Here is an 18,915-nt window from a genome sequence, read left to right on the forward strand (position 1 = left end):
TATACCAAATATTAATGTTGCCATTAACTTCGGCTGCAGTGGGATCCCAGTTATGAACCAAGCCAGTGAAAGCGAAATTGTTATACGTCGCTTGTATCAAATCACCAATGATTACCGGAAGGGCTTCGATATTCAGATCGCTCAGCTGCTTATCATGGGGCTTGAACGCTTCAACCTTGATATCGGTATTTTATCTAAAGTCGAGGGTAATTCTTATTTAGTCGAGCACTGTGTTACGCCAGAAGGGGTTGAACTCAATAGCGGTGACACCTTCGATTATCGTTCAACCTATTGCGAAATTACATGTAAATCGATTGGTCCTATCTGCATTGAGCATTGTGGCAAACACGATAAGTATGCGACGCATCCCGCTTACCAGTCTTTTGGTTTAGAGTCTTATATTGGCATCCCGATTTTCGTTAATGATGAGCTTTATGGCACTTTAAACTTTTCAAGCCCAGCCCCCTATCATCGCGAGTTCAAAGAGTTCGATGTCGACGTGATGAGACTAATGGCATCATGGATTGAAGTGGAGCTGGTTAGAAGACAGCAAGAACGAAAACTCAAAGAGCTGAATGAGAAGTTAGAGTACCAAGCTCTTTATGACCCTCTTACACACTTACCGAATAGACGTTGCTTGTTCAAAACGTTGAACGCAGAAGTGGAGCAGTTAAAAGGATCTTTAGGGAAGGGAACCTTAGCGGTTGTCGACATCGATTTCTTTAAGGTCGTTAATGATACTTACGGTCATCAAATGGGTGATGTTGTCTTAAAGAAAGTGGCGAACGTGCTGAGCAATAACACTCAAGAAGGTGAGTTTGTGGCGCGCTTTGGTGGCGAGGAGTTCATTCTTTGGTACCCAAATAAAACACCAAGTTGTGTTGAAGATAAGTTCATGACTCTTTTGCAAGAGATGAAGAAAATCACACTGGATAGAAAGCCTGTCACTATATCAATCGGTGCGTGTCATTTTGAGTTGAGTACCGGGGATACCAAAGGGGAAAGGATGTCGGCGTTAGATAAGCTGATCAAAGTTGCCGATGAATGTCTGTACATTGCGAAACAAAATGGACGAGATCAGTTCATTTCTCGTCCATATCATCAAGAGCGCTCAGGAATTTGAACCATCTTGTTAGCGATTAACTGAACTATTAGCTAAACAAGTAAGGGAACAGTTTACGGCGTTCTTCTGGTGTTAAAGACTCAACTCTCGCGATGTTGGTATCAGGAATCGCTTCAGGGTTAGGGTAGTGCTTTAACACCTTTTCCATACTTGCTTCACGAATCAAATGGTAAACCGGGTACGGAGAACGGTTCGTTAGGTTTTCATCGTCTTCTGGATCTGCACCACCAAAGCAATAGTCTGGATGGAAGGTTGCCACTTGGTAAACGCCTTCCCAATCTTCTTGCTTGATCAACGCTTCAATCCAATCAATGAACATGTTGTAGTCGAAGAAATCTTGCAGCATGTTGGGTACAACCACCAAAGTCGTCTCCAACTCTGCGACAGGCGTGTTATCTAACTCTACGAAATGCGTCATGATGTCTTCCAATAACGCTTCTTCCGTATTCGCTTCACTCACAAAGATCTTAATCTGTTTATTACGTTGTGGCTTGGCTGCGAATGGACACAGGTTTAGGCCAATAACGACATCATCTAACCATTGTTTAACTTGGTCGTGGATGGTTTGAAGATCTGTGCTTTGAGTGTTCGACATAACAGGTTCCGAAATGAAATTTTGCGTAGGATATCAGAACGGACGTTAATCAAAAGCAATAATTGAGTTACAAACTCAGTCGTAGTTATGCTTGTGCGAGTTTAGAGGCCGATACTTGAAGTTGTTTTAATTGGTAGACCCAAGCAAATATCGCAACATAGAAGATTGAACCGCCCGCAATCACGCCATTCCAACCGAATAGTTGCCAGCAATACAAGAGTAAGAAACCACCTAAGCTCCCGCCTATGTAATAGTGTACTAAGTAAAGAGCGGTTGCCGTTGCCTTAGCGCTCGGTGCTTTTTGACTTACCCAAGAGTAGGCAAGGGTATGGGCGAAGAACGCGCCGCCACTAATCAATAACAAGCCTGCTAGCATGAACGGAACTTTGTCGACTGCAGAAATTAGCATTCCGATTAAGCTAATACACACGCCCATCAATATTCCGCTTAACGGGTCAAAGCGAAGTGTCCATTTGTTGGAGAGCTTAGAGCTTACCGTACCGGCCAAGTAACATAGGAATATCAATGAAGCTAAACCAACGGGTACCGAGTGAGGTTCGGATACTAGCCTAAAGCCCATTACAGAGTACAGGTTAACAAACAGCGCGAAGTTAGCACCACCAATCAACATGGCAAGCCACAGTGTGCGGTTTCTTAAGTGCATTACAACGGAGCGGTTGTGATGAAAGAACAGCCCTTTTTGAGGTTTGAAGTTCTGTTGGTCAGGTAGGCGATAGGCAATAAAGAGTGCACCAAGCAATGAACCGACAACGAAAAACAGTACAGTTGCATGCCAATCGAAATAGTCTGTAATTAAGCCGCCTAATACACGTCCGAAGATTCCACCCAATGAGTTGGCCGCAATATAACCTCCAATCGCGACAGCAAAGGCTTTGGGTGTTAACTCCTCAACCATATAGGCAACCGCCACACCAGCAAACGCCGCCACAGCGATGCCCATAAATGCGCGGGCAATAACGAGTTGCAACAAGGTAGTCGTGAACACCATGCTTAACCCTATTAATGGGATAGCGAACAGACTGAACAGAATAATGGGTTTACGACCAAAGGTTTCAGAGGCAATTGCCCAAGGTACCAAGCTAATCGAAAGGCCGAGTGTTGTAGCAGCAAACAACCAGTTGATCTGAGTTTCAGATACTTGGAAGTGCTCCGCCATGTGCGGCAAGATTGGCTGAAAGAGGTAAAGGTTACAGAAAATGATAAACGAGCCAATCGCCAATGATTGGGTGATGCGTTTGTATTGAAGACTGCCTTTATCAAACATTTACGTTGTGCCTGCACGAGTTAGTAAGCTATTTGTGAACAAGTTATCAGCACAAGTGTGATTAAAAAAATATATTAAAAATATCACCTCTATATATTAAATATATCGCCATGCTTGAATCAAAACCTCTTCGACATTTTCTGGCTGTTGCGCAGTTTGGTAACTTCACTCAGGCCGCCAAAGCGCTGCATATCGCGCAGCCCGCATTGAGCATTTCTATTAAAAAACTAGAACAGACGCTTGAGTTGATTCTATTCCGTCGAGGAGATAAAACCGTCACCTTAACGGAAGAGGGAAAGGTACTGTTTGAGCATGCGAAGCGAATCGCCCAGCAGTTTGATGACGCTCAACTCGCGATGAATGAGCTAAAGGGGTTAGAGAAAGGCGAGGTTCGATTAGGCGCTCCAAGTATGATGGGCAGTTATTTTTTTCCCCAAGTCGTGATGGCCTTTAAAAGCCAATACCCAAACCTAAAGTTGACCTTGATTGATGCAGGCACCGCATCTATTCGTGAAATGCTGTTAAACGGCGAACTCGATATTGGCGTAATCAACCATGAAAACGTGCCTGATGATCTTGAAACTGACCACCTGTTAAGCTCAGAAATGTTAGCTGTAGTTGGCAAAGATCACCCACTGGCAACGCAACCATCCATCACCTTTGAAGAATTTTTTGCTCAAGAGCTGATCATGTTCAAATCGGGCTACTTCCACCGCGATTTTATCGATGCGACTTGTAAGAAGTACAATCTCGATATGACCATTGCGTTCGAAACCAATTTATTGCCAATGATTCTTTCTATCGTGAAGCGAGAGTTTGCCATCACCGCGTTGCTTAGCTTGGTGACAGAATACGAGGAAGATGTCGTAGGCGTGCCATTTAAAGACCCTGTGAAACTGAACCTATCTTTGGCGTGGAGAAAGGAAGGGTATCTGTCAAAAGCAGACCGAACCTTTATTGATTTCGTTAAGCGGTATGTGTGATTTAGTAAGATTTAAATAAACAAAGCCCGAACATCCTAGATTGGATATTCGGGCTTTGTTGTATAGAAGTATGACTGGCTCAGAGCACGTTAGGTGTTCTTTGAGTTATACATCTTATCGAAGTTTTTCTGATTCCAGCCGACCATCACTTGATCGCCGATTTTAAGCACGGGGATAGAACGAGCACCCATTGCTTGCAATTCTTTACGGCCACGCTGCATCTTTGCATTCGTCAGGCGGTAAACAATTTTCTTAGAGTCTAAATACCTTTGGGCATCTTTACAGTGCGGGCATTTGTCTGCGACGTACAATACAACACGTTTCATTTTTTCATTCTCTTGGTGAATCTCGCTAAAGTGTAACGAATCCTAGGTGATTAGAAAAGTGTGATCAGTTACACTATGCGGCTCAATTTTCAAGACCACAACGTATTGTCGTGGTGTAACTTGTACGGTCTTTCAGCATGCATCCTTCTTTACGCTATATTCAAGGCTATCCTAAGCACATTCTTGATCCTGTTACTCAACTTGTAGAGTCGGGTAAATTGGTGCCTTGGTTTGAAGCTCGCTACCCAAAGAATCATGAAATAAAAAGCGAGAAAGCCCTGTTTGACTATGCGATTGAGATAAAAAATCGCTACATGAAAAAAACACCACCGATCAGCAAAGTGATTTACGACGGCAAGATACACCTAATCAATAATGCGTTAGGTCTGCATTCTTACGTTGCTAAGAATCACGGTGGAAAGATCAAATCAAAGAATGAAATTCGTATCGCCAGTGTTTTTAAAAATGCACCAGAACCTTTGCTAAGAATGCTGGTGGTACACGAACTGGCGCATATCAAAGAGAAAGAGCACGACAAAGCCTTTTACCAACTATGCTGTCACATGGAACCGGAATATCATCAACTTGAGTTGGATGCCCGTTTATTCATGATGTATTTAGATTTAAAGAAGTAGCCCAATGAGCCAATCACAAAATAGAACGACGCTAAGCCTGTCGAAAAACAGCACTTCATCAGCAAAAACAAAAGGCAACCAAGCTGATGTTAAGCCAAGTACAGCTAAGCCAAGCAGCGACAAGCGTATTTCTACAAAGAACACATCTGATAAAAGCCGCAAGAATAGCGCACCTAAAGGCGCGGGCAATAACAAAGCAAAGCGACCTTTTGCAAAAGACAGTAAAGGGAAGCAGGGTGCAAATAAAGGATCATCGAATAAGGGTTCTTTCAATAAAACGGCTTTTAACAAGAACGCAGCTCAGAAAAGACGCTCGGCTGAAAAACCTCAAGGTGGATTACACCCAAGAAACCAGCACACTGGCCGCTATAACTTCGAGTTACTAGTTGCAGCCTTGCCTGAGCTAAAAGAGCATCTAATCAAGAATCCGGTTGGCGAAGACACCATTAATTTCTCTGATCCATTGGCCGTTAAGCTACTCAACAAAGCTTTGTTGGCGCATCACTATGGCGTTAAACATTGGGATATTCCTGCTGGTTACTTGTGCCCGCCAATTCCTGGTCGTGCAGACTACATTCACAGAGTGGCCGACATCCTTAATAGCGATGGCCAAGGTGAACCCTATAACCACGCGTCTGTGAAAGCATTAGATATTGGTGTCGGTGCAAACTGTATCTACCCAATCATTGGTGCGACAGAGTATAAGTGGCGTTGTACAGGGACAGATGTTGATTCAGTCTCCATCAAAACAGCGAACTTCATAGCGGAAAGCAACCCTAATCTAAAAGGTAAGATCCGCGCTCGCCTACAAGCTGACTCTGAATCTATCTTTAAGGGCGTGATTAAGGATAATGAACGTTACGATGTCACTATTTGTAATCCTCCATTCCACAGCTCTCTTGAAGAGGCTGAAAAGGGGTCACAACGTAAACTGGATAATCTAGCGGCGAACCGTGCTAAGAAAGCCGGTCAGTCATTCAAGCCTGAAACGAACAAGAAGCCAGTTAAGTTAGATAAATCAACTAAGCAAGCTAAACCAACCTTAAACTTTGGTGGTCAAAAAGCCGAGCTTTGGTGCCCAGGTGGGGAAGCCGCTTTCATTATGAAGATGGCAAGAGAGAGTCAACTTTTTGCTACTCAAGTTTTGTGGTTTACGACATTGATTTCTAAGAAAGACAACGTCGATATGGTTCGTTCAGAACTGGGCAAGCTTAGAGCTAAACAAGTGAAAGTCGTCGAGATGTCACAAGGCCAGAAGGTAAGTCGCTTTATCGCATGGACCTTTATGGACGATGAGCAAAGACAAGAGTGGATCGCGCTAAAATAGCGGCTGCACTTAGTTAAGATATTAAGCTGAAATACGGACGGGCTTGTTGTTAACGCAACAAGCCCGTTTTTTTTGTGTTTTGCATATAACCTAAGCAGAAAGCAACTCATCTAACTTACTCTGATATTTCTGCTCTAGAGCTTTGTTACCTGCTTTGTTTTCGAGATCGACCAAGATTTTAAGCGATGGAATTTGATAGCCATAACGCTGGTGGAATTTGAATAAACGGATTCGAGCGTCATTGTAATCGGCGTCACTCACTTCAATTTTTGATAACTGTAGTATCGATTTTACGCGGTTTGGATCGTGGTCAATCGCTCTGCTGAAGTAGTACTTCGCTTGGTCGGTATTGCCAGCCTTAAATGCGCAAAACGCGGCGTTTTCATAACTTGCAGACACCAAGTAGTAGTAGGGTTGATCGATAGCGCGATTAAAGTACTTATCAGCTTGCTCGTATTCGCCCTGTTTACACAAGAAGGTACCGTAGTTGTTCAATACATTGCCGTTTCTTGAATCAAGACTGAGTGCTTTACGGTAAGTGGTTCTCGCTTCATCTACTTCACCCACTTGTTCGTAGTAATGCGCCATTGAAAGCCGAGCACGGTAGTAGCTAGGTGCGTGTTTAATCGCGAGCTCAAGGTTTTCACGCGCTCTCACCATATTGCCTTGTCCCATATAGCCCAAACCTAATTCGATTCGAGATTCAGACATCGCGATAGGGTCACTTTCAATCTTTGGTGGTCCTTCTGTGACAGAGACACAACCGGCCAACGAAAGCGAGGCGAGTAGTACCAGATTTGATAACGAAAGGGGGTGGGATAACGAAATCGGATTTGAGAATGACGGCTTGGCAGGCATGTGAAGCTCCTTATGAACACCAAGCCATCATATGAAATCAAACCCGTTGAAGTGGTAAATCTATTATGGAATGCGACCCACACACCATAAAAAAACCGCGTCCAATTCGTCGTTTTATCAACAACATACTGAACACGGCTTTATGTGTTTTTGAATCGGAAGAAAGAACTTAATCGTCTTTGGTAAAGTTGTCTTCGCTGAAGTGATCCAGATCGTAAGGCGTTTGTTGGTAAACGCAGTAGTTTAGCCAATTTGAGAACAACAAGTGTCCGTGGCTACGCCAACTTGCAACCGGTTTGTTGTCTGGATTGTTGTTCGGGTAGTAGTTGATTGGAATCACAGGCTCCATGCCTTCACCCAAATCACGAATGTATTCATTGTGAAGTGTATGAGAGTCGTACTCGGGGTGACCGGTTACAAACACGTTTCGTTTATCTTTGGTCGCCGCTAGATATACACCCGCAACATCAGAAGTCGCAAGAACATCAAGGTCGGTATGCTCTGCTAAGTACTCTTGAGAGAAGTCCGCATAGCGAGAGTGCGGAGCTAAGAATGTATCGTCGAAGCCACGTAAAATAGGGTGGTATGGGTTATGTATCTCGTGATTATAAACACCAGACAACTTCTCTTTACGCGTGCGTTTTGGCAAATCATACAGTAATTTCAAACCAGCCTGAGCCGCCCAACACACGTATAGAGTTGAAGTAACGTGCTTGTTTGCCCATTCCATGATGGTTTTCAGATGGTCCCAGTAGATAACATCTTCAAATTGAACCAAGCCAAGCGGCGCACCAGTGATGATCAATCCATCAAAGTTTCTTCCTTTGACCATTTCAAATTGGCGATAGAAGTTATCAAGGTGTTCAGTCGGTGTGTTTTTACTTGGTCGATCATCAATGCGCAGCAGCTCTACATCAACTTGCAATGGGCTGTTCGATAGTAGGCGTAAAAATTGAGTTTCAGTTTCAATCTTCTTCGGCATTAGGTTGAGGATCAAGACTCGAAGTGGACGAATTTCCTGTGTCGATGCTCTTGATAACGGCATAACGAAGATGTTTTCTTCACGAAGAACATCGGATGCTGGCAATTGGTCTGGAATGCGAATAGGCACAGCTTTCTCCCTAAGCTAGATATGTAGACGTCTATACATCTAAATCTATAGTAGTTTGGTACGCTTGTCGATATGCAAAATGGCTAGATGTAAATTATTTGTGTTTTCTATCAGAAGCAATCCCCGCACTTCGAGGGGAGTCTCATTGTATTCAGTGATTATCTGAGTCGTGTTTAAGTAGTTGGTTTTCGGATGCTGAGCAGAGGCAGTTATCAGAGCAACTCTTTACTATTTACGATAAACTCATGTTTTCGAATTAGCCTGTAAAGTGACAGATGAAGTTAATACTCATTCGAGGGTTGCCCGGTTCTGGCAAATCAACAAAAGCAAAAACCTACGATGCATTGCATGTCGAAGCGGATATGTATTACGTGAATGAGCAAGGTGAGTACCATTTTGACCCTAGGCAGCTGCAACAAGCTCATGGGTGGTGTAAGAACACGGCAGAAAATGGCTTGAAGCAAGGGTTGGATGTGGTTGTTTCGAATACCTTTATTAAGCATTGGGAAATGAAGGCTTACCGTCAACTTGCAAGAAAATACAAAGCTGACTTGATCATCGAAGTATGCCGAGAGCAATATGGCAGCATTCACGACATCGAACCGTCTGTGATTAAGCGCATGGCAAAAGATTGGCAAGAATAGCCTCGTGCTTATCCAGCTTGGCTGAATGGCAAATAGAATTAAATTAATAGAATAACTCCAAGGTAAAGATTGAAATGGCAAAGCGCTCAGTTGTGGTCGACATGACTTCTTATGGTATCTATTCCACGTGGGATTCCAAATCTAAAGACCTTCCAAAAATCCAAGAGTTCACCACCACCGTTGATGCTGAAATCGACGTGGAATTTGGCTATATCTTGAATATCAAAAAAGCCAAAGGCGAAAAGATCCGCTACTGCATCTATCACCCGAATATCACCACAGACAAGGGCGAAGTGCTCGAACCGTTCGATGGTGAAGAGTATGTCGGCAACAATGACTGGGATTTCTACTTAGGTGACACTATCTGGGCACCTGTCTCGAACAAGTTAGGTAAATGGCGCATGACGGTTGAGCTAAAAGGCAACATTATTGCTGATAAGACATTCGACCTCGTAGCAAAAGACGAAGGCCAATTCTGGAAGCGTAGAGGGTTTTAGATTCGACCTTCTATGTTCACCTAAATAGCAAAAAGCCGAGCATCGTGTTGATGTCTCGGCTTTTTTCATTGTGCTAGATAGAAGTGACTACCCAACTAATGGATTCGATTATTGCGTTACGTAAGCCACAACAAACTCAGTGATTGCGACCATGTCTTTCACTGCAATGTACTCTTCAGTGGTGTGAACTTTCGCCATACCAGTAGAAAGGTTAACTGTTGTCAGGCCTTTTGCGTTGAAGTTGTTTGCATCGCTACCGCCGCCAGTGCGTTTAGTGTTCGCTGTGACGCCAAGCTTCTCAAACGCCGATTTGATAGAAAGAATGTGCGGATGATCGTCTGCAATAACGAATGCATCGTAAGCACGAGTTGATTCGATTTCTACTTCAGCGCCGAACTGCTTAGCACTTTCTTGGAATGTAGAGATCATATGTTCAACTTGAGCCGTTAGCTTTTCTCCGTTTAGAGAACGTGCTTCAGCCACGACTTTAAGCTCTGGCATTACGATGTTAGTTGCTTGACCACCTTCAACAATACCAACGTTTGCTGTCGTTTCTTCATCGATACGAAGTAGGTTCATCTTAGTGATAGCGTCTGCAGCAACTTGAATTGCGCTGATGCCTTCTTCTGGTGCTAAACCAGCGTGAGCAGGGCGACCTTTGATTTTAGCAACAATCTTCTGCTGGCCAGGCGCTGCGTTTACGATAGTGCCAATTGGACCGCCTGTATCAAGTACGATTGCGTGCTCAGATTGAATGTAAGACATGTCGAAGTTCAAAGAACCGAACAGACCGCCTTCTTCGAATACAGTAAACGCAATCTCGATAGTTTTGTGCTCTTGGCCTTCTGCTTTGATGCAACGAACCGCTTCCATGATAGCTGCGATACCAGACTTGTCGTCACCACCTAGAATTGTGTTGCCTTTTGAACGGATGATACCGTCTTCGATGATTGGCTCAATGCCGATGCCTGGCGTTACTGTGTCCATGTGGCAGCTGAACACTGTGCTACCTGGAAGAGTGCCATCTAGACGAGCGTAGATGTTGAAACCATTAGACACTTCTTCAGGAACCGCCAGTTTGTGAACTTCAAAACCTAGTTCACCGAGTTGCTCAGCCAAAGCTTCAGCAATCGCTTTTTCGTTACGAGATTCACTATCAATTTTCACTAGATCGCAGAAATGTTCTACAAGACGTTGTTCATTAATTTGGGTCATTGTTAATTCTCATTATGCTTCCGCTTGTTCAAAAAGAAGCCGCGGAGGTAGGAACAGGAAAATCACTATAACGCCAATGAGGTAGATGATTGTCTGAGTTAAATCAAGAAAGTTGCCTGATTATTCTAATTAATGAGAAAAACCCAATTCAGATCCACCAGTGCGCAGGATTTTAATCTGTATATCTGTCGGGTATAATGTTTGACCGCTCTTAAAAAACGTCAATAAAATTGGAATTCAATCAATAATGGCCCTGATAAATGAATAGAAACAATGTGTTAGGTTCATTCCTTTTCGTGGTGCTGATGAGTATTGTGCTGGGGCTGTATTTGCTCTATCCAACTTATGACGACGATTTAAAGCATATTCGCCCTGAAAACCCGAGTGTTTATAGTCCAGAGAAAGAGTTATCACTCTCTCAATATGGATCTGCGTTGATCGATATTCTCGATGTATCTCGTGGTGACCCTAATTTAGCTTCCCTACAACTTGAGGCTCTCCAAGCCAAGTTCCCAGACCAAGATAAAGCCATCTATCGTGCTTACGAATTGATGATTTTGTCGAACCTCGCGCAACATAAGTTGGATACCAAAGCGGTTTCCGAATACGTCAGGCAGATTAAAGCACTCGCACAACACGAACATATGGGTTGGTTAAAGGCCCAATCTCTCGTTGAATTAGCGATCGAATACATCAGTACGGGTGAGCTAGCGGAATCTGAAATCCAAATCAGAGCAGCGATAGATATCGCAGAATCGCTTCACTATGAAGAGTTGTTGATTAAGGCCTATAACACGGCTGGTGTCATCAATAACATCCGCAATGACTTTCCTGAAGCTCAATACTTTTTCCATAAAGGTTTAGACCTTGGTAAGAAGTACCCTCATCACATCTACAACAGCAAGTTAGTGTCAAATATGGCACTGCTTTATATCTATTTGGAAGACTGGCCTAAAGCGCTCAAGCTGATTAAAAGAGCCAAAAAGCTCTATTACAAGAGTGGACTACTCGAAGCGTCTACCATCGGCGTGCTGCATGTGAATGAGTCTTTTGCTTATCTGCGCAGTGGTGATTTAGTCAAAGGCCGAGAAGCATATCAAAGTGCGGCTAAGCTAAATGGCGATAACGTGAGTGAACGATACAAAATCATCCTATTAAAAGCAGAGAGTGATGTGTTGTTGGCGGAAAAGAACTTTGAGTCAGCACGACAAGTCGCAAACTTGTGTCTTAGATACCCAGGCGTGGACAAATACACACTTCAATTGGGGCAGTGTTACCTAAATAGAGCTTTAGCGAACATTGGTTTGAACCGAGATAATTTTGTTTTTGCTGATCTAAAGCGATCGTCTGCAATGTTCGATGTTGTGGGGACTCGCAGCTGGAAGGTCCTCGGCTTAAGAACACTTGCTGAATACTATGATTCAAGAGGCGACAGCGAGAACGCACTTCGCTACTTCAAGCTCTATTACAAGGGTAATAAAGCGCTGCTATTTGATAAGCGCCAGAGTGATATCTTTTTACTCGAGCAAGATTTCGCTACGGCATCATTAGCTCAAGAAAACGAACTGCTTAACGCAGAAAAAGAGTTGGGTGAGCTGACATTAGATAAGCAGCAATTACGGAATCGAATCGTCGTCGCTTTGGGTATCATGGTGATGATAAGCGCCACGTTACTATTGATAAGGTTACGCTCGATCCAGAAGACCAACAAAGAACTACTTAAGCAATCAACAAGATGCGAACTGACAGGCTTATACAATAGGCGTTACTTAGAGCAACGGTTAACTCAGCCGATGCCACATCATTTGTCGTCGTTTGGGTATACGCTCGCTATTCTAGATTTAGACCGCTTCAAACAAGTTAATGATACTTATGGGCATGATATTGGTGACCAAGTGCTGGTGGAAGTCGCTAAGCGTTTAGAGAAAATCTTATCAACAAACGATGTAGTGGCAAGATGGGGTGGGGAAGAGTTTGTTTTGTTGCTGGCTGGGAATCAAGATCCTAATAAAGAGCTTAAGCTTATAAGGCAAGCGATCGCTGACCGAGCGATTGAAACGCATTCTGGCCCATTAGAATTAACCACATCGATTGGTGCGACGACTCATCTAACGGAGCAACAGTTGAATAGCCGTACCTATAAGAAACACTTGAAATCGGCAGACGATGCTTTGTATCAAGCTAAGCAGTCAGGGCGCAATAAAGTCGTTATCATTTGAGTTCCTAAACTTAGTTAATCCCCTGCAATCAAGAAACCTGAACTTCAATAACTAAGCGAATAAGAGTGCTTATCTGAACTAATACGGCTATTTACTCTTATTCGCTTAATTCATACTGTGATTTGGCTTGGTGGGTTACTTAGCGACACCTTGAAGCATTTCAACCAATTCGCCTTCTGTCGCTGGTTCGCTAGCGAGTTCAATCACAGCCGAAGCTCCTCCCTTTAACATGTAGGCTTGGGTTCCGCAGTGGTCATAGTGGAACCATTTACCATCTACACATACGTCGGTATAACATCTTGGGTCTTGTTTAAGTTCCATATCAATTTCCTTATTAACATTTACCTAACGTTTTTCAGACTAGTTGATCACAAATCTAGGTAAATTGATCTAAATCAATCTAGAGTGTAATTGATGATTTAATTATCAAAATAAGAGAGGTGTGTCTAGCGAAGGAGCGACCTCTCGTTGGGCACTGCGCTCAAAGGTCGTGATTCTGGTTGGCAACTCTCGCTCTTTTGCTTGCCAGGTGATGCTTTTCTACATACGCTAGCTACTCTCTTAATCCCTATACAGACTTGATTGTGTTGGAAAATGACTAATATCTTTATCGTTGTAATTGCTCTGGTTGTGTTCTTTTACTTTATTCAAAAGTATGTGGTGAAACACGATGACACCAAAGACCACGCTTATCAGAAGAAAGGCGCGTTGATGTCGGCGCAACAGGCGACATTCTATAATGCGCTAAAATCAGCTGTGGGCAACCATGGGGAAGTGCTTGCTAAAGTCAGCATGTCGAACGTACTTGTTCCTGCTAAGACGAACAATAAGAAGAATTGGTTTATCGCCAACAACAAGATCTCACGTGGTTACTTCGACTTTGTTGTTTGCGACCCGCGAACGCTAGAGCCCCGCGTTATTATCGAACTTGATAACGGCAAAGAGCTCAATAAAGGGAAAGTCGATCGCGAAAAGCTACTAATTCACGTGTGTAAATCGGCAGGTTTACCTCTGATTGGTGCATCTATTAAACACAGCTACCAAGTGAGCCGTTTGAAGAGGTTACTGGCAGCACACATCGATTTAATCGAGCCATCAAAAGAAGTGCGATTTTGTAAGAAGTGTGGTAGCCCAATGATCATCAAACTGGCAAGCCAAGGCGATTACAAAGGCCGACGCTTCTTCACTTGTAGCCGCCAGCCAAACTGCACCTATACCGAAAACTACAACGTTGTATTCGATGTTGAAGAATAGTTGGTATCGATAGTAATGCATCCGGTTGGACTCCATTCAATCGCTTAGATACGAATAAGTTATACAAACTAAAAAGCCGAGCATTGATTATGCTCGGCTTTACTAATATTAAGTGGATTGGTTTAGACTAAAACGCGTAACGCATACCGAGCTGTAGCTCATCTTCGTCGTTATCGCCTTCCCCACCTTCGCCCTCGTCTAACATGTTAAACTTATAACTACCAAAGAAGGCCACATCGCCAATATAACGTGCGTATTCTAGACCGATAAAGTTAATGTCGTAATCTGCAATATCGTCAGCTTCAAAGTAGCTGTAGGTCAGGTTGACGGTGTTGACACCAAACGAGTATCCCAAGTAAGCATCGGCAGAATCGTAGTCTGAATCTTTTATGCCTAGACCTGAAATACTACCAAATTGATAGAGTGCGGCGAACCAAACCCCCTGATCGTTGGTGTACTTAACCGCACCAATATAGGCATCAGAAGTTTCTGTATCTGTCCCAACGCCATAGGTTTCATCACTTGACGCATAACCGACGCCAATATCTAACCCAATCGAAGTGCTGCCGGCGACAACTGCACCGAAGCCGTCACTTTGTGCTGATTCACTATCTGAATTGAAATTGCCATCAATTTGAAAGGTGATGTTGTCGCTTGTCAGTTCATAACGTAAAACATTTTTTGCTCGATCAGCAGTCGACACCGTGTATTCATTGATATAGCCACTGAAGGTTTCAGCCATATCCGTCCAATCGGTTAAGTAGGTAACGGCATTATTTTGGTGGCCATAATAGACGTTACCGTGATTGGTTTGAACACCCGTATATAAGAATCGAGTGTTAATGCCGATATCATCTGATGCGCCATCTTCAGACTCTGTTAGTTCGAATTCATATTTCCCAAAAAAGGAAATATCGTCCGACGCTTTTTGTGTGCCATCGACACTTAAGCGGACACGTGATCTATCACTATAGGTGCTACTATTACCAGCACTTTTATTCGCATCAGAGAAATTCCCTCGAACTTCTGCGCGGCCGCCGATATTGAATACTGTTTCATCTGTCTCATAAATGGTCGCCGCCGATACGGCAGATGTCGATACTATGCTCACCACTGCAATGGCGATATGTGATTTTTTCATAATTTATTCCCTATTTTTCACACTTGTATTTATCGCAAACCATAAATTCACGTATAGCATTGAATTTAGATTATTGATTCCTACAGGTTATGAATATAGGCGCGCTTTACCATTATGCAAATTTCATTATGTATTACTGTGCTGTATGTATTCAAAATAGCTATGATGTGTGGGGTTGGGTTTTGAATTGCTTATAGATTGTTGCTCTTGAGGGAGATTAATTGTAGCTGATGTTTTTCGACTATAGAGTGCTATCGTATTTATGTATGTTGGTAATAACCCGGCCACTTTATATGAAAAATCCGAATTTAGTCATTGCGGCCTAGTAATTCGATGACGACGATTACAAAATCGTGGTGATTTTTATGAATGATGTATTTCAGTGAGTTACAAAGCCTCTGTGTGCCTTTCACTTATAATGATCAAAATACTACGGTAACCCAATGGGCAAGCAAAATTTTTGACACTAAATATAGGCATTGATCTATACCTGTATGGTTACTGTAAAGGCCAAGAAAAACGGTATAGATAACAAAAATCCCAAATTGAACACATTAGGTTAGTTAATTGGTTGTCATCAAGGATTAGAATTTTTCTAACTAAACTTTGTTTTTCAGCGGTTTGACGATAATCTGGGTGTAAAATCGACATGTTGTTATGTCTTTGATTGCAAAGTGAGCAAACGAATCGCAAGATGCCAGTTAATACTTGCACCATCTGTTTATCATGGATATCATCGTTGGCGTTCTAAGGGAATGCGTCCGTAGCTCAGTTGGTTAGAGTACCGCCTTGACATGGCGGGGGTCGGTGATTCGAGTTCACTCGGACGCACCATTCCTTATTTGTTTTTATTGCATAACTATTGAGTTTGTCACAATGGTAGTAATAAGAAATTAGAACATCGCCCGCTTAGCTCAGTTGGTTAGAGTACTTGCATGACATGCAAGGTGTCACTGGTTCGAGTCCAGTAGCGGGCACCAAATTCGTTCTTTCTGAACAAGCAAAAAGCCCACCTAGCGTGGGCTTTTTTGTGTCTGCGTTTCTGGAAAGTACCTTAAATAGCATCATTCTTGTCTGCCTCCCCGTTGAATAATTATTGGATGGGCTAAGTGACTCATATCTCTCAAACTCGATTTGTGACCGCGTGGTGACCATGCTGTGACAACCTTCTAAGCATCTACAGTTGGGAGTAACAGAACATTTAAGAAATAGTCATCAGCACATTTTTAAAAAGAATGCTCTCGTTAATCTGAGTCTGGTGCGGTTTGAAGGGTCCAGCACTACGGTTAATGCAAAACTACTATAGAACTTAGGCTCAAGTTATCAACGTTAACTTTGTGCGGCCAGTGAAGTGGGTGTGCAACAAATTATAGTGTTCTTGTTAACGGGTGATGGCTGATGAGTTATTTCAAGGTGAACTAGGCGCCAGTTGTAGGTGAGGGTAGATTCAAGCAGAGTATGGAAATGTTCAAAAATGGGAAATAGAAAAGAGCCAAATAAACATGGGTTCATTTGGCTCTTTTTTGAGTAGCTCTCATTAATGCAATTGCTTCAAAGAAAAACTGATCCGTGATTGCATTGCAATCAACAGCCAACTGGCATCTCGATTATTTGGCTTGTCTTTACATAGATGTAGTGCTTTTAGTACACCGCGCGTGACTGAATCAATAAAGACATGTTCATGATGGAATTTATCTGGCCACAGTTCAGTACGTTGCTTGATAAGTTCGTAAATTTCATCGTATAGCCAATCAATATCTTGATGAGAGATTTTCTGAAAACGCTGAGCCTGAAGAATGTCACAGCACAAACTGGTGCAGTGAATAGCTAGAGGTGAATAAGCCATTTACTTTCCTCCATTTAAATTAGCATCTAATAACTTTTCAAAAGCACTGCCGTCTTGCCTGGTTAGGTTTGGTATATATCGGCTGTAAACTGTGAACAGCATTTTTGTAGTGGTATGGCCCATTTGGCGAGCTATCCACTCAGGTGCTTCTCCGGCTGCTAACCATAATGTTGCAGCCGTATGTCGAGTCTCATAAGGGCGGCGATATTCCATTCCCAAGTTTTTAAGTGTCGGCTTCCAGATTCGGTCTCTGACGTTACCTTTATCTAAAGGGTTTCCAGCTGCATTGCAGAACACATACTCCTTAGTACCAGTCACTTTGTATTGGGATTTTATAGCTTTAAGTACAACAGATGACATTTGAATGTCTCTTGTTGAACCCACCGTTTTCGTTGTGTCTGAACGGCCGTGTACAAACGTTTCTCGAACTGAAATTAAACCACGCTCAAAATCTATGTACTTCCATTTCAGACCATCGATCTCTGAGGTGCGCATTCCGGTGAAGAAACGAACGGTGAAGTAATCTTTAAAATCGGAACGTACCGATGATAAAAACAAGTTCACTTCGTTAAAATCAAACGGGTTTACATTAGTGCGTTCAACACGTAGTGGTTTGATGTTTTCAAACGTCGAACGAAAATCGTAGCGATCTCCGGCTTCGCCCCAAATCATGCGCAGTGGTGTCATGACATGATTAATGAACTCGGCAGATAATTTTTTGCTGTTGTTACGCGGTTTCACTAAAGAAGCACGGTACTTTAAGATGTCAGGTCGAGAGATCTTCGCGACGTCTAAATGCCCGAAGTGGGGTACAAGGTACGACCATAAGTAGATCTTCATACTGTCCTTATAGCTCTCTTTCCAACGAACTTCGTTTTCGTCATACCACTCTTGTGCGAAGCTTTCGAACAAGACAGTTTCAATTCCTTGTAGCTCTTGTACTGCCGTTTTGTAATTACCAAGTAATTCCTGTTTGCGTTTTTGAGCTTGGATGTCTTGTTTCAAAAATGTTTGAGCTTTCTTAGACTCAGGGAAGTACTCACTATATACAAAACAACTCAGGCGAATGTCCGCTTCAATTTGATTTAGCAGTTTCTGTAGCTTGCGTTGGTTTACTTGAGTTGCAGGCAGTGCAGTTTGCTCACGGCAACGCATACCTTCATATCGGAAGTCGAGATAGAGCTTACCGCTACGTGAATTGATACTACCCATGACACACCCTCCCGCCAGCCATTGGAATATACTGAAGGTTACGTGATGCAGATTGGTATAATTCTGCCTCTACCTCTTCCCAAATGTAGAGAATTTTTCTACCATTGAATGGTCGAATGTAGTGTTTACCTTCGATGAAAATTGAATCTCGCAGAGTCGAATTGATATAGTTGGCGCTAAATTTGATACGACCTGCAAGCTCTTTTGCTGTAAGTAATAATTGGTCCATTTGACCTCCATTGTTTGTGTTTTATCAAGACACATTATTATATCTTTTAGGAATTGATGTGTGATTAGATATAACTTAAAGGAACTTATAGATAAAAAATCAGCGGAAGAGGGACGGAAGATCTCTGGAGCTCAAATTGCTGCCGAAATAGGTATTCAGCGTTCGGCCATGGCGAAAATGATCCGAGATGAAGGGTACACTACAACCACAAAAACTCTTGATGCCTTGTGTCAGTACTTTGATTGTGATGTGTCAGAGGTTATTTGGTATCAGAAAAGGAATATTAGCTAAAAACTTATCGAGTGAAATGTAGGGTGTTTTTAGTCGTCACTTTACAATAGATGTAGGCTGCTGTTTTAAAGCATTCAGCAAGGAGCGTATATTCATGGATCTTTACACCATAAATACAGTCAGC

20 protein-coding genes and 2 tRNA genes are annotated in these 18,915 nt (G+C 42.8%); 11 read left to right on the plus strand and 11 right to left on the minus strand.

The features are described from left to right. The first annotated feature begins 52 nt into the window (after positions 1-52). Positions 53-1,123 carry a diguanylate cyclase domain-containing protein gene (locus BCU07_RS05280; protein ID WP_102333263.1) on the plus strand — a complete coding sequence of 357 codons (1,071 nt, stop codon included), beginning with the start codon at positions 53-55 and terminating at the stop codon, positions 1,121-1,123. Between the two features lie 28 nt (positions 1,124-1,151). Here BCU07_RS05280 and BCU07_RS05285 read toward each other — a convergent pair whose 3' ends face one another. Together BCU07_RS05285 and BCU07_RS05290 are read right to left on the minus strand one after the other, a co-directional pair. After that, entirely contained in the window at positions 1,152-1,718 is a 567-nt protein-coding gene (locus BCU07_RS05285; RefSeq protein WP_017096948.1) for a DUF1415 domain-containing protein, read from the minus strand. A gap of 85 nt (positions 1,719-1,803) precedes the next feature. Next, positions 1,804-3,003, minus strand: a complete 1,200-nt coding sequence (locus tag BCU07_RS05290; protein ID WP_017070902.1) for an MFS transporter — start codon at positions 3,001-3,003, stop codon at positions 1,804-1,806. Between the two features lie 110 nt (positions 3,004-3,113). Between BCU07_RS05290 and BCU07_RS05295 the strand changes: the two genes are divergently transcribed. Next, positions 3,114-3,986 carry a LysR family transcriptional regulator gene (locus BCU07_RS05295; RefSeq protein WP_102427814.1) on the plus strand — a complete coding sequence of 291 codons (873 nt, stop codon included), beginning with the start codon at positions 3,114-3,116 and terminating at the stop codon, positions 3,984-3,986. A gap of 89 nt (positions 3,987-4,075) precedes the next feature. On the opposite strand, the gene BCU07_RS05300 is transcribed toward BCU07_RS05295, so the two are convergent. Next, positions 4,076-4,312: a glutaredoxin family protein gene (locus BCU07_RS05300; protein ID WP_016786183.1), complete on the minus strand. Its 237-nt coding sequence runs from the start codon at positions 4,310-4,312 to the stop codon at positions 4,076-4,078. Between the two features lie 137 nt (positions 4,313-4,449). Between BCU07_RS05300 and BCU07_RS05305 the strand changes: the two genes are divergently transcribed. Beyond that, positions 4,450-4,947, plus strand: coding sequence for a YgjP-like metallopeptidase domain-containing protein (locus tag BCU07_RS05305; RefSeq protein ID WP_004734935.1), 498 nt, complete (start codon positions 4,450-4,452; stop codon positions 4,945-4,947). Positions 4,948-4,951: 4 nt separating this feature from the next. Then, a complete protein-coding gene (rlmF, locus tag BCU07_RS05310) occupies positions 4,952-6,274 on the plus strand; it encodes a 23S rRNA (adenine(1618)-N(6))-methyltransferase RlmF (RefSeq protein ID WP_102427815.1) in 1,323 nt (440 codons plus the stop codon). Positions 6,275-6,364: 90 nt separating this feature from the next. Here the strand turns inward: rlmF and pilW are convergent, their stop codons facing one another. Beyond that, complete coding sequence (gene pilW, locus BCU07_RS05315) at positions 6,365-7,132, minus strand: type IV pilus biogenesis/stability protein PilW (protein WP_102427816.1); 768 nt, start codon at positions 7,130-7,132, stop codon at positions 6,365-6,367. A gap of 169 nt (positions 7,133-7,301) precedes the next feature. After that, positions 7,302-8,243 (minus strand): homoserine O-acetyltransferase MetA, encoded by a 942-nt coding sequence (gene metA / locus BCU07_RS05320; protein ID WP_017059174.1) that lies wholly within the window; start codon positions 8,241-8,243, stop codon positions 7,302-7,304. A gap of 275 nt (positions 8,244-8,518) precedes the next feature. Between metA and BCU07_RS05325 the strand changes: the two genes are divergently transcribed. Both BCU07_RS05325 and BCU07_RS05330 read left to right on the plus strand, forming a co-directional pair. Continuing rightward, positions 8,519-8,887 carry an ATP-binding protein gene (locus BCU07_RS05325; RefSeq protein WP_102320100.1) on the plus strand — a complete coding sequence of 123 codons (369 nt, stop codon included), beginning with the start codon at positions 8,519-8,521 and terminating at the stop codon, positions 8,885-8,887. A 74-nt stretch (positions 8,888-8,961) separates the two neighbouring features. After that, the gene (locus tag BCU07_RS05330; protein WP_019824122.1) at positions 8,962-9,384 is read left to right on the plus strand and encodes a DUF3859 domain-containing protein; all 423 of its coding nucleotides are present in this window, start codon (positions 8,962-8,964) and stop codon (positions 9,382-9,384) included. A 108-nt stretch (positions 9,385-9,492) separates the two neighbouring features. Here BCU07_RS05330 and BCU07_RS05335 read toward each other — a convergent pair whose 3' ends face one another. Further along, the gene (locus tag BCU07_RS05335; protein WP_017059177.1) at positions 9,493-10,599 is read right to left on the minus strand and encodes a M20/M25/M40 family metallo-hydrolase; all 1,107 of its coding nucleotides are present in this window, start codon (positions 10,597-10,599) and stop codon (positions 9,493-9,495) included. Positions 10,600-10,859: 260 nt separating this feature from the next. Between BCU07_RS05335 and BCU07_RS05340 the strand changes: the two genes are divergently transcribed. Continuing rightward, positions 10,860-12,818 (plus strand): GGDEF domain-containing protein, encoded by a 1,959-nt coding sequence (locus BCU07_RS05340; protein WP_102427817.1) that lies wholly within the window; start codon positions 10,860-10,862, stop codon positions 12,816-12,818. 135 nt (positions 12,819-12,953) lie between these two features. Here the strand turns inward: BCU07_RS05340 and BCU07_RS05345 are convergent, their stop codons facing one another. Beyond that, a complete protein-coding gene (locus tag BCU07_RS05345) occupies positions 12,954-13,139 on the minus strand; it encodes a hypothetical protein (RefSeq protein ID WP_017059179.1) in 186 nt (61 codons plus the stop codon). A 273-nt stretch (positions 13,140-13,412) separates the two neighbouring features. On the opposite strand from BCU07_RS05345, the gene BCU07_RS05350 reads away from it, so the two are divergent. Continuing rightward, a complete protein-coding gene (locus BCU07_RS05350; RefSeq protein ID WP_102427818.1) occupies positions 13,413-14,072 on the plus strand; it encodes a DUF2726 domain-containing protein in 660 nt (219 codons plus the stop codon). 127 nt (positions 14,073-14,199) lie between these two features. Here the strand turns inward: BCU07_RS05350 and BCU07_RS05355 are convergent, their stop codons facing one another. Next, positions 14,200-15,213, minus strand: a complete 1,014-nt coding sequence (locus BCU07_RS05355; RefSeq protein WP_102427819.1) for a porin — start codon at positions 15,211-15,213, stop codon at positions 14,200-14,202. 757 nt (positions 15,214-15,970) lie between these two features. On the opposite strand from BCU07_RS05355, the gene BCU07_RS05360 reads away from it, so the two are divergent. Together BCU07_RS05360 and BCU07_RS05365 are read left to right on the plus strand one after the other, a co-directional pair. Next, positions 15,971-16,047, plus strand: a tRNA-Val gene (locus tag BCU07_RS05360). A gap of 69 nt (positions 16,048-16,116) precedes the next feature. Further along, positions 16,117-16,193 (plus strand) — tRNA-Val (locus BCU07_RS05365). Between the two features lie 557 nt (positions 16,194-16,750). Here BCU07_RS05365 and BCU07_RS05370 read toward each other — a convergent pair. The 3 genes from BCU07_RS05370 to BCU07_RS05380 are packed head-to-tail and all read right to left on the minus strand — an operon-like array spanning position 16,751 to position 18,500. Further along, a complete protein-coding gene (locus tag BCU07_RS05370; RefSeq protein WP_102321029.1) occupies positions 16,751-17,059 on the minus strand; it encodes a hypothetical protein in 309 nt (102 codons plus the stop codon). Further along, positions 17,060-18,271, minus strand: coding sequence for an Arm DNA-binding domain-containing protein (locus BCU07_RS05375; RefSeq protein ID WP_102427820.1), 1,212 nt, complete (start codon positions 18,269-18,271; stop codon positions 17,060-17,062). Continuing rightward, complete coding sequence (locus BCU07_RS05380) at positions 18,264-18,500, minus strand: hypothetical protein (protein WP_102321027.1); 237 nt, start codon at positions 18,498-18,500, stop codon at positions 18,264-18,266. Before BCU07_RS05380 ends, BCU07_RS05375 begins: the two co-directional genes overlap by 8 nt. Positions 18,501-18,560: 60 nt before the next feature. On the opposite strand from BCU07_RS05380, the gene BCU07_RS05385 reads away from it, so the two are divergent. Further along, positions 18,561-18,791: a helix-turn-helix domain-containing protein gene (locus BCU07_RS05385; RefSeq protein ID WP_102393890.1), complete on the plus strand. Its 231-nt coding sequence runs from the start codon at positions 18,561-18,563 to the stop codon at positions 18,789-18,791. The last annotated feature ends 124 nt before the right edge of the window (positions 18,792-18,915 follow it).

It is taken from the genome of Vibrio sp. 10N.261.54.E10, assembly GCF_002877735.2.
In the GTDB taxonomy this organism is placed as follows: domain Bacteria; phylum Pseudomonadota; class Gammaproteobacteria; order Enterobacterales; family Vibrionaceae; genus Vibrio; species Vibrio crassostreae_C.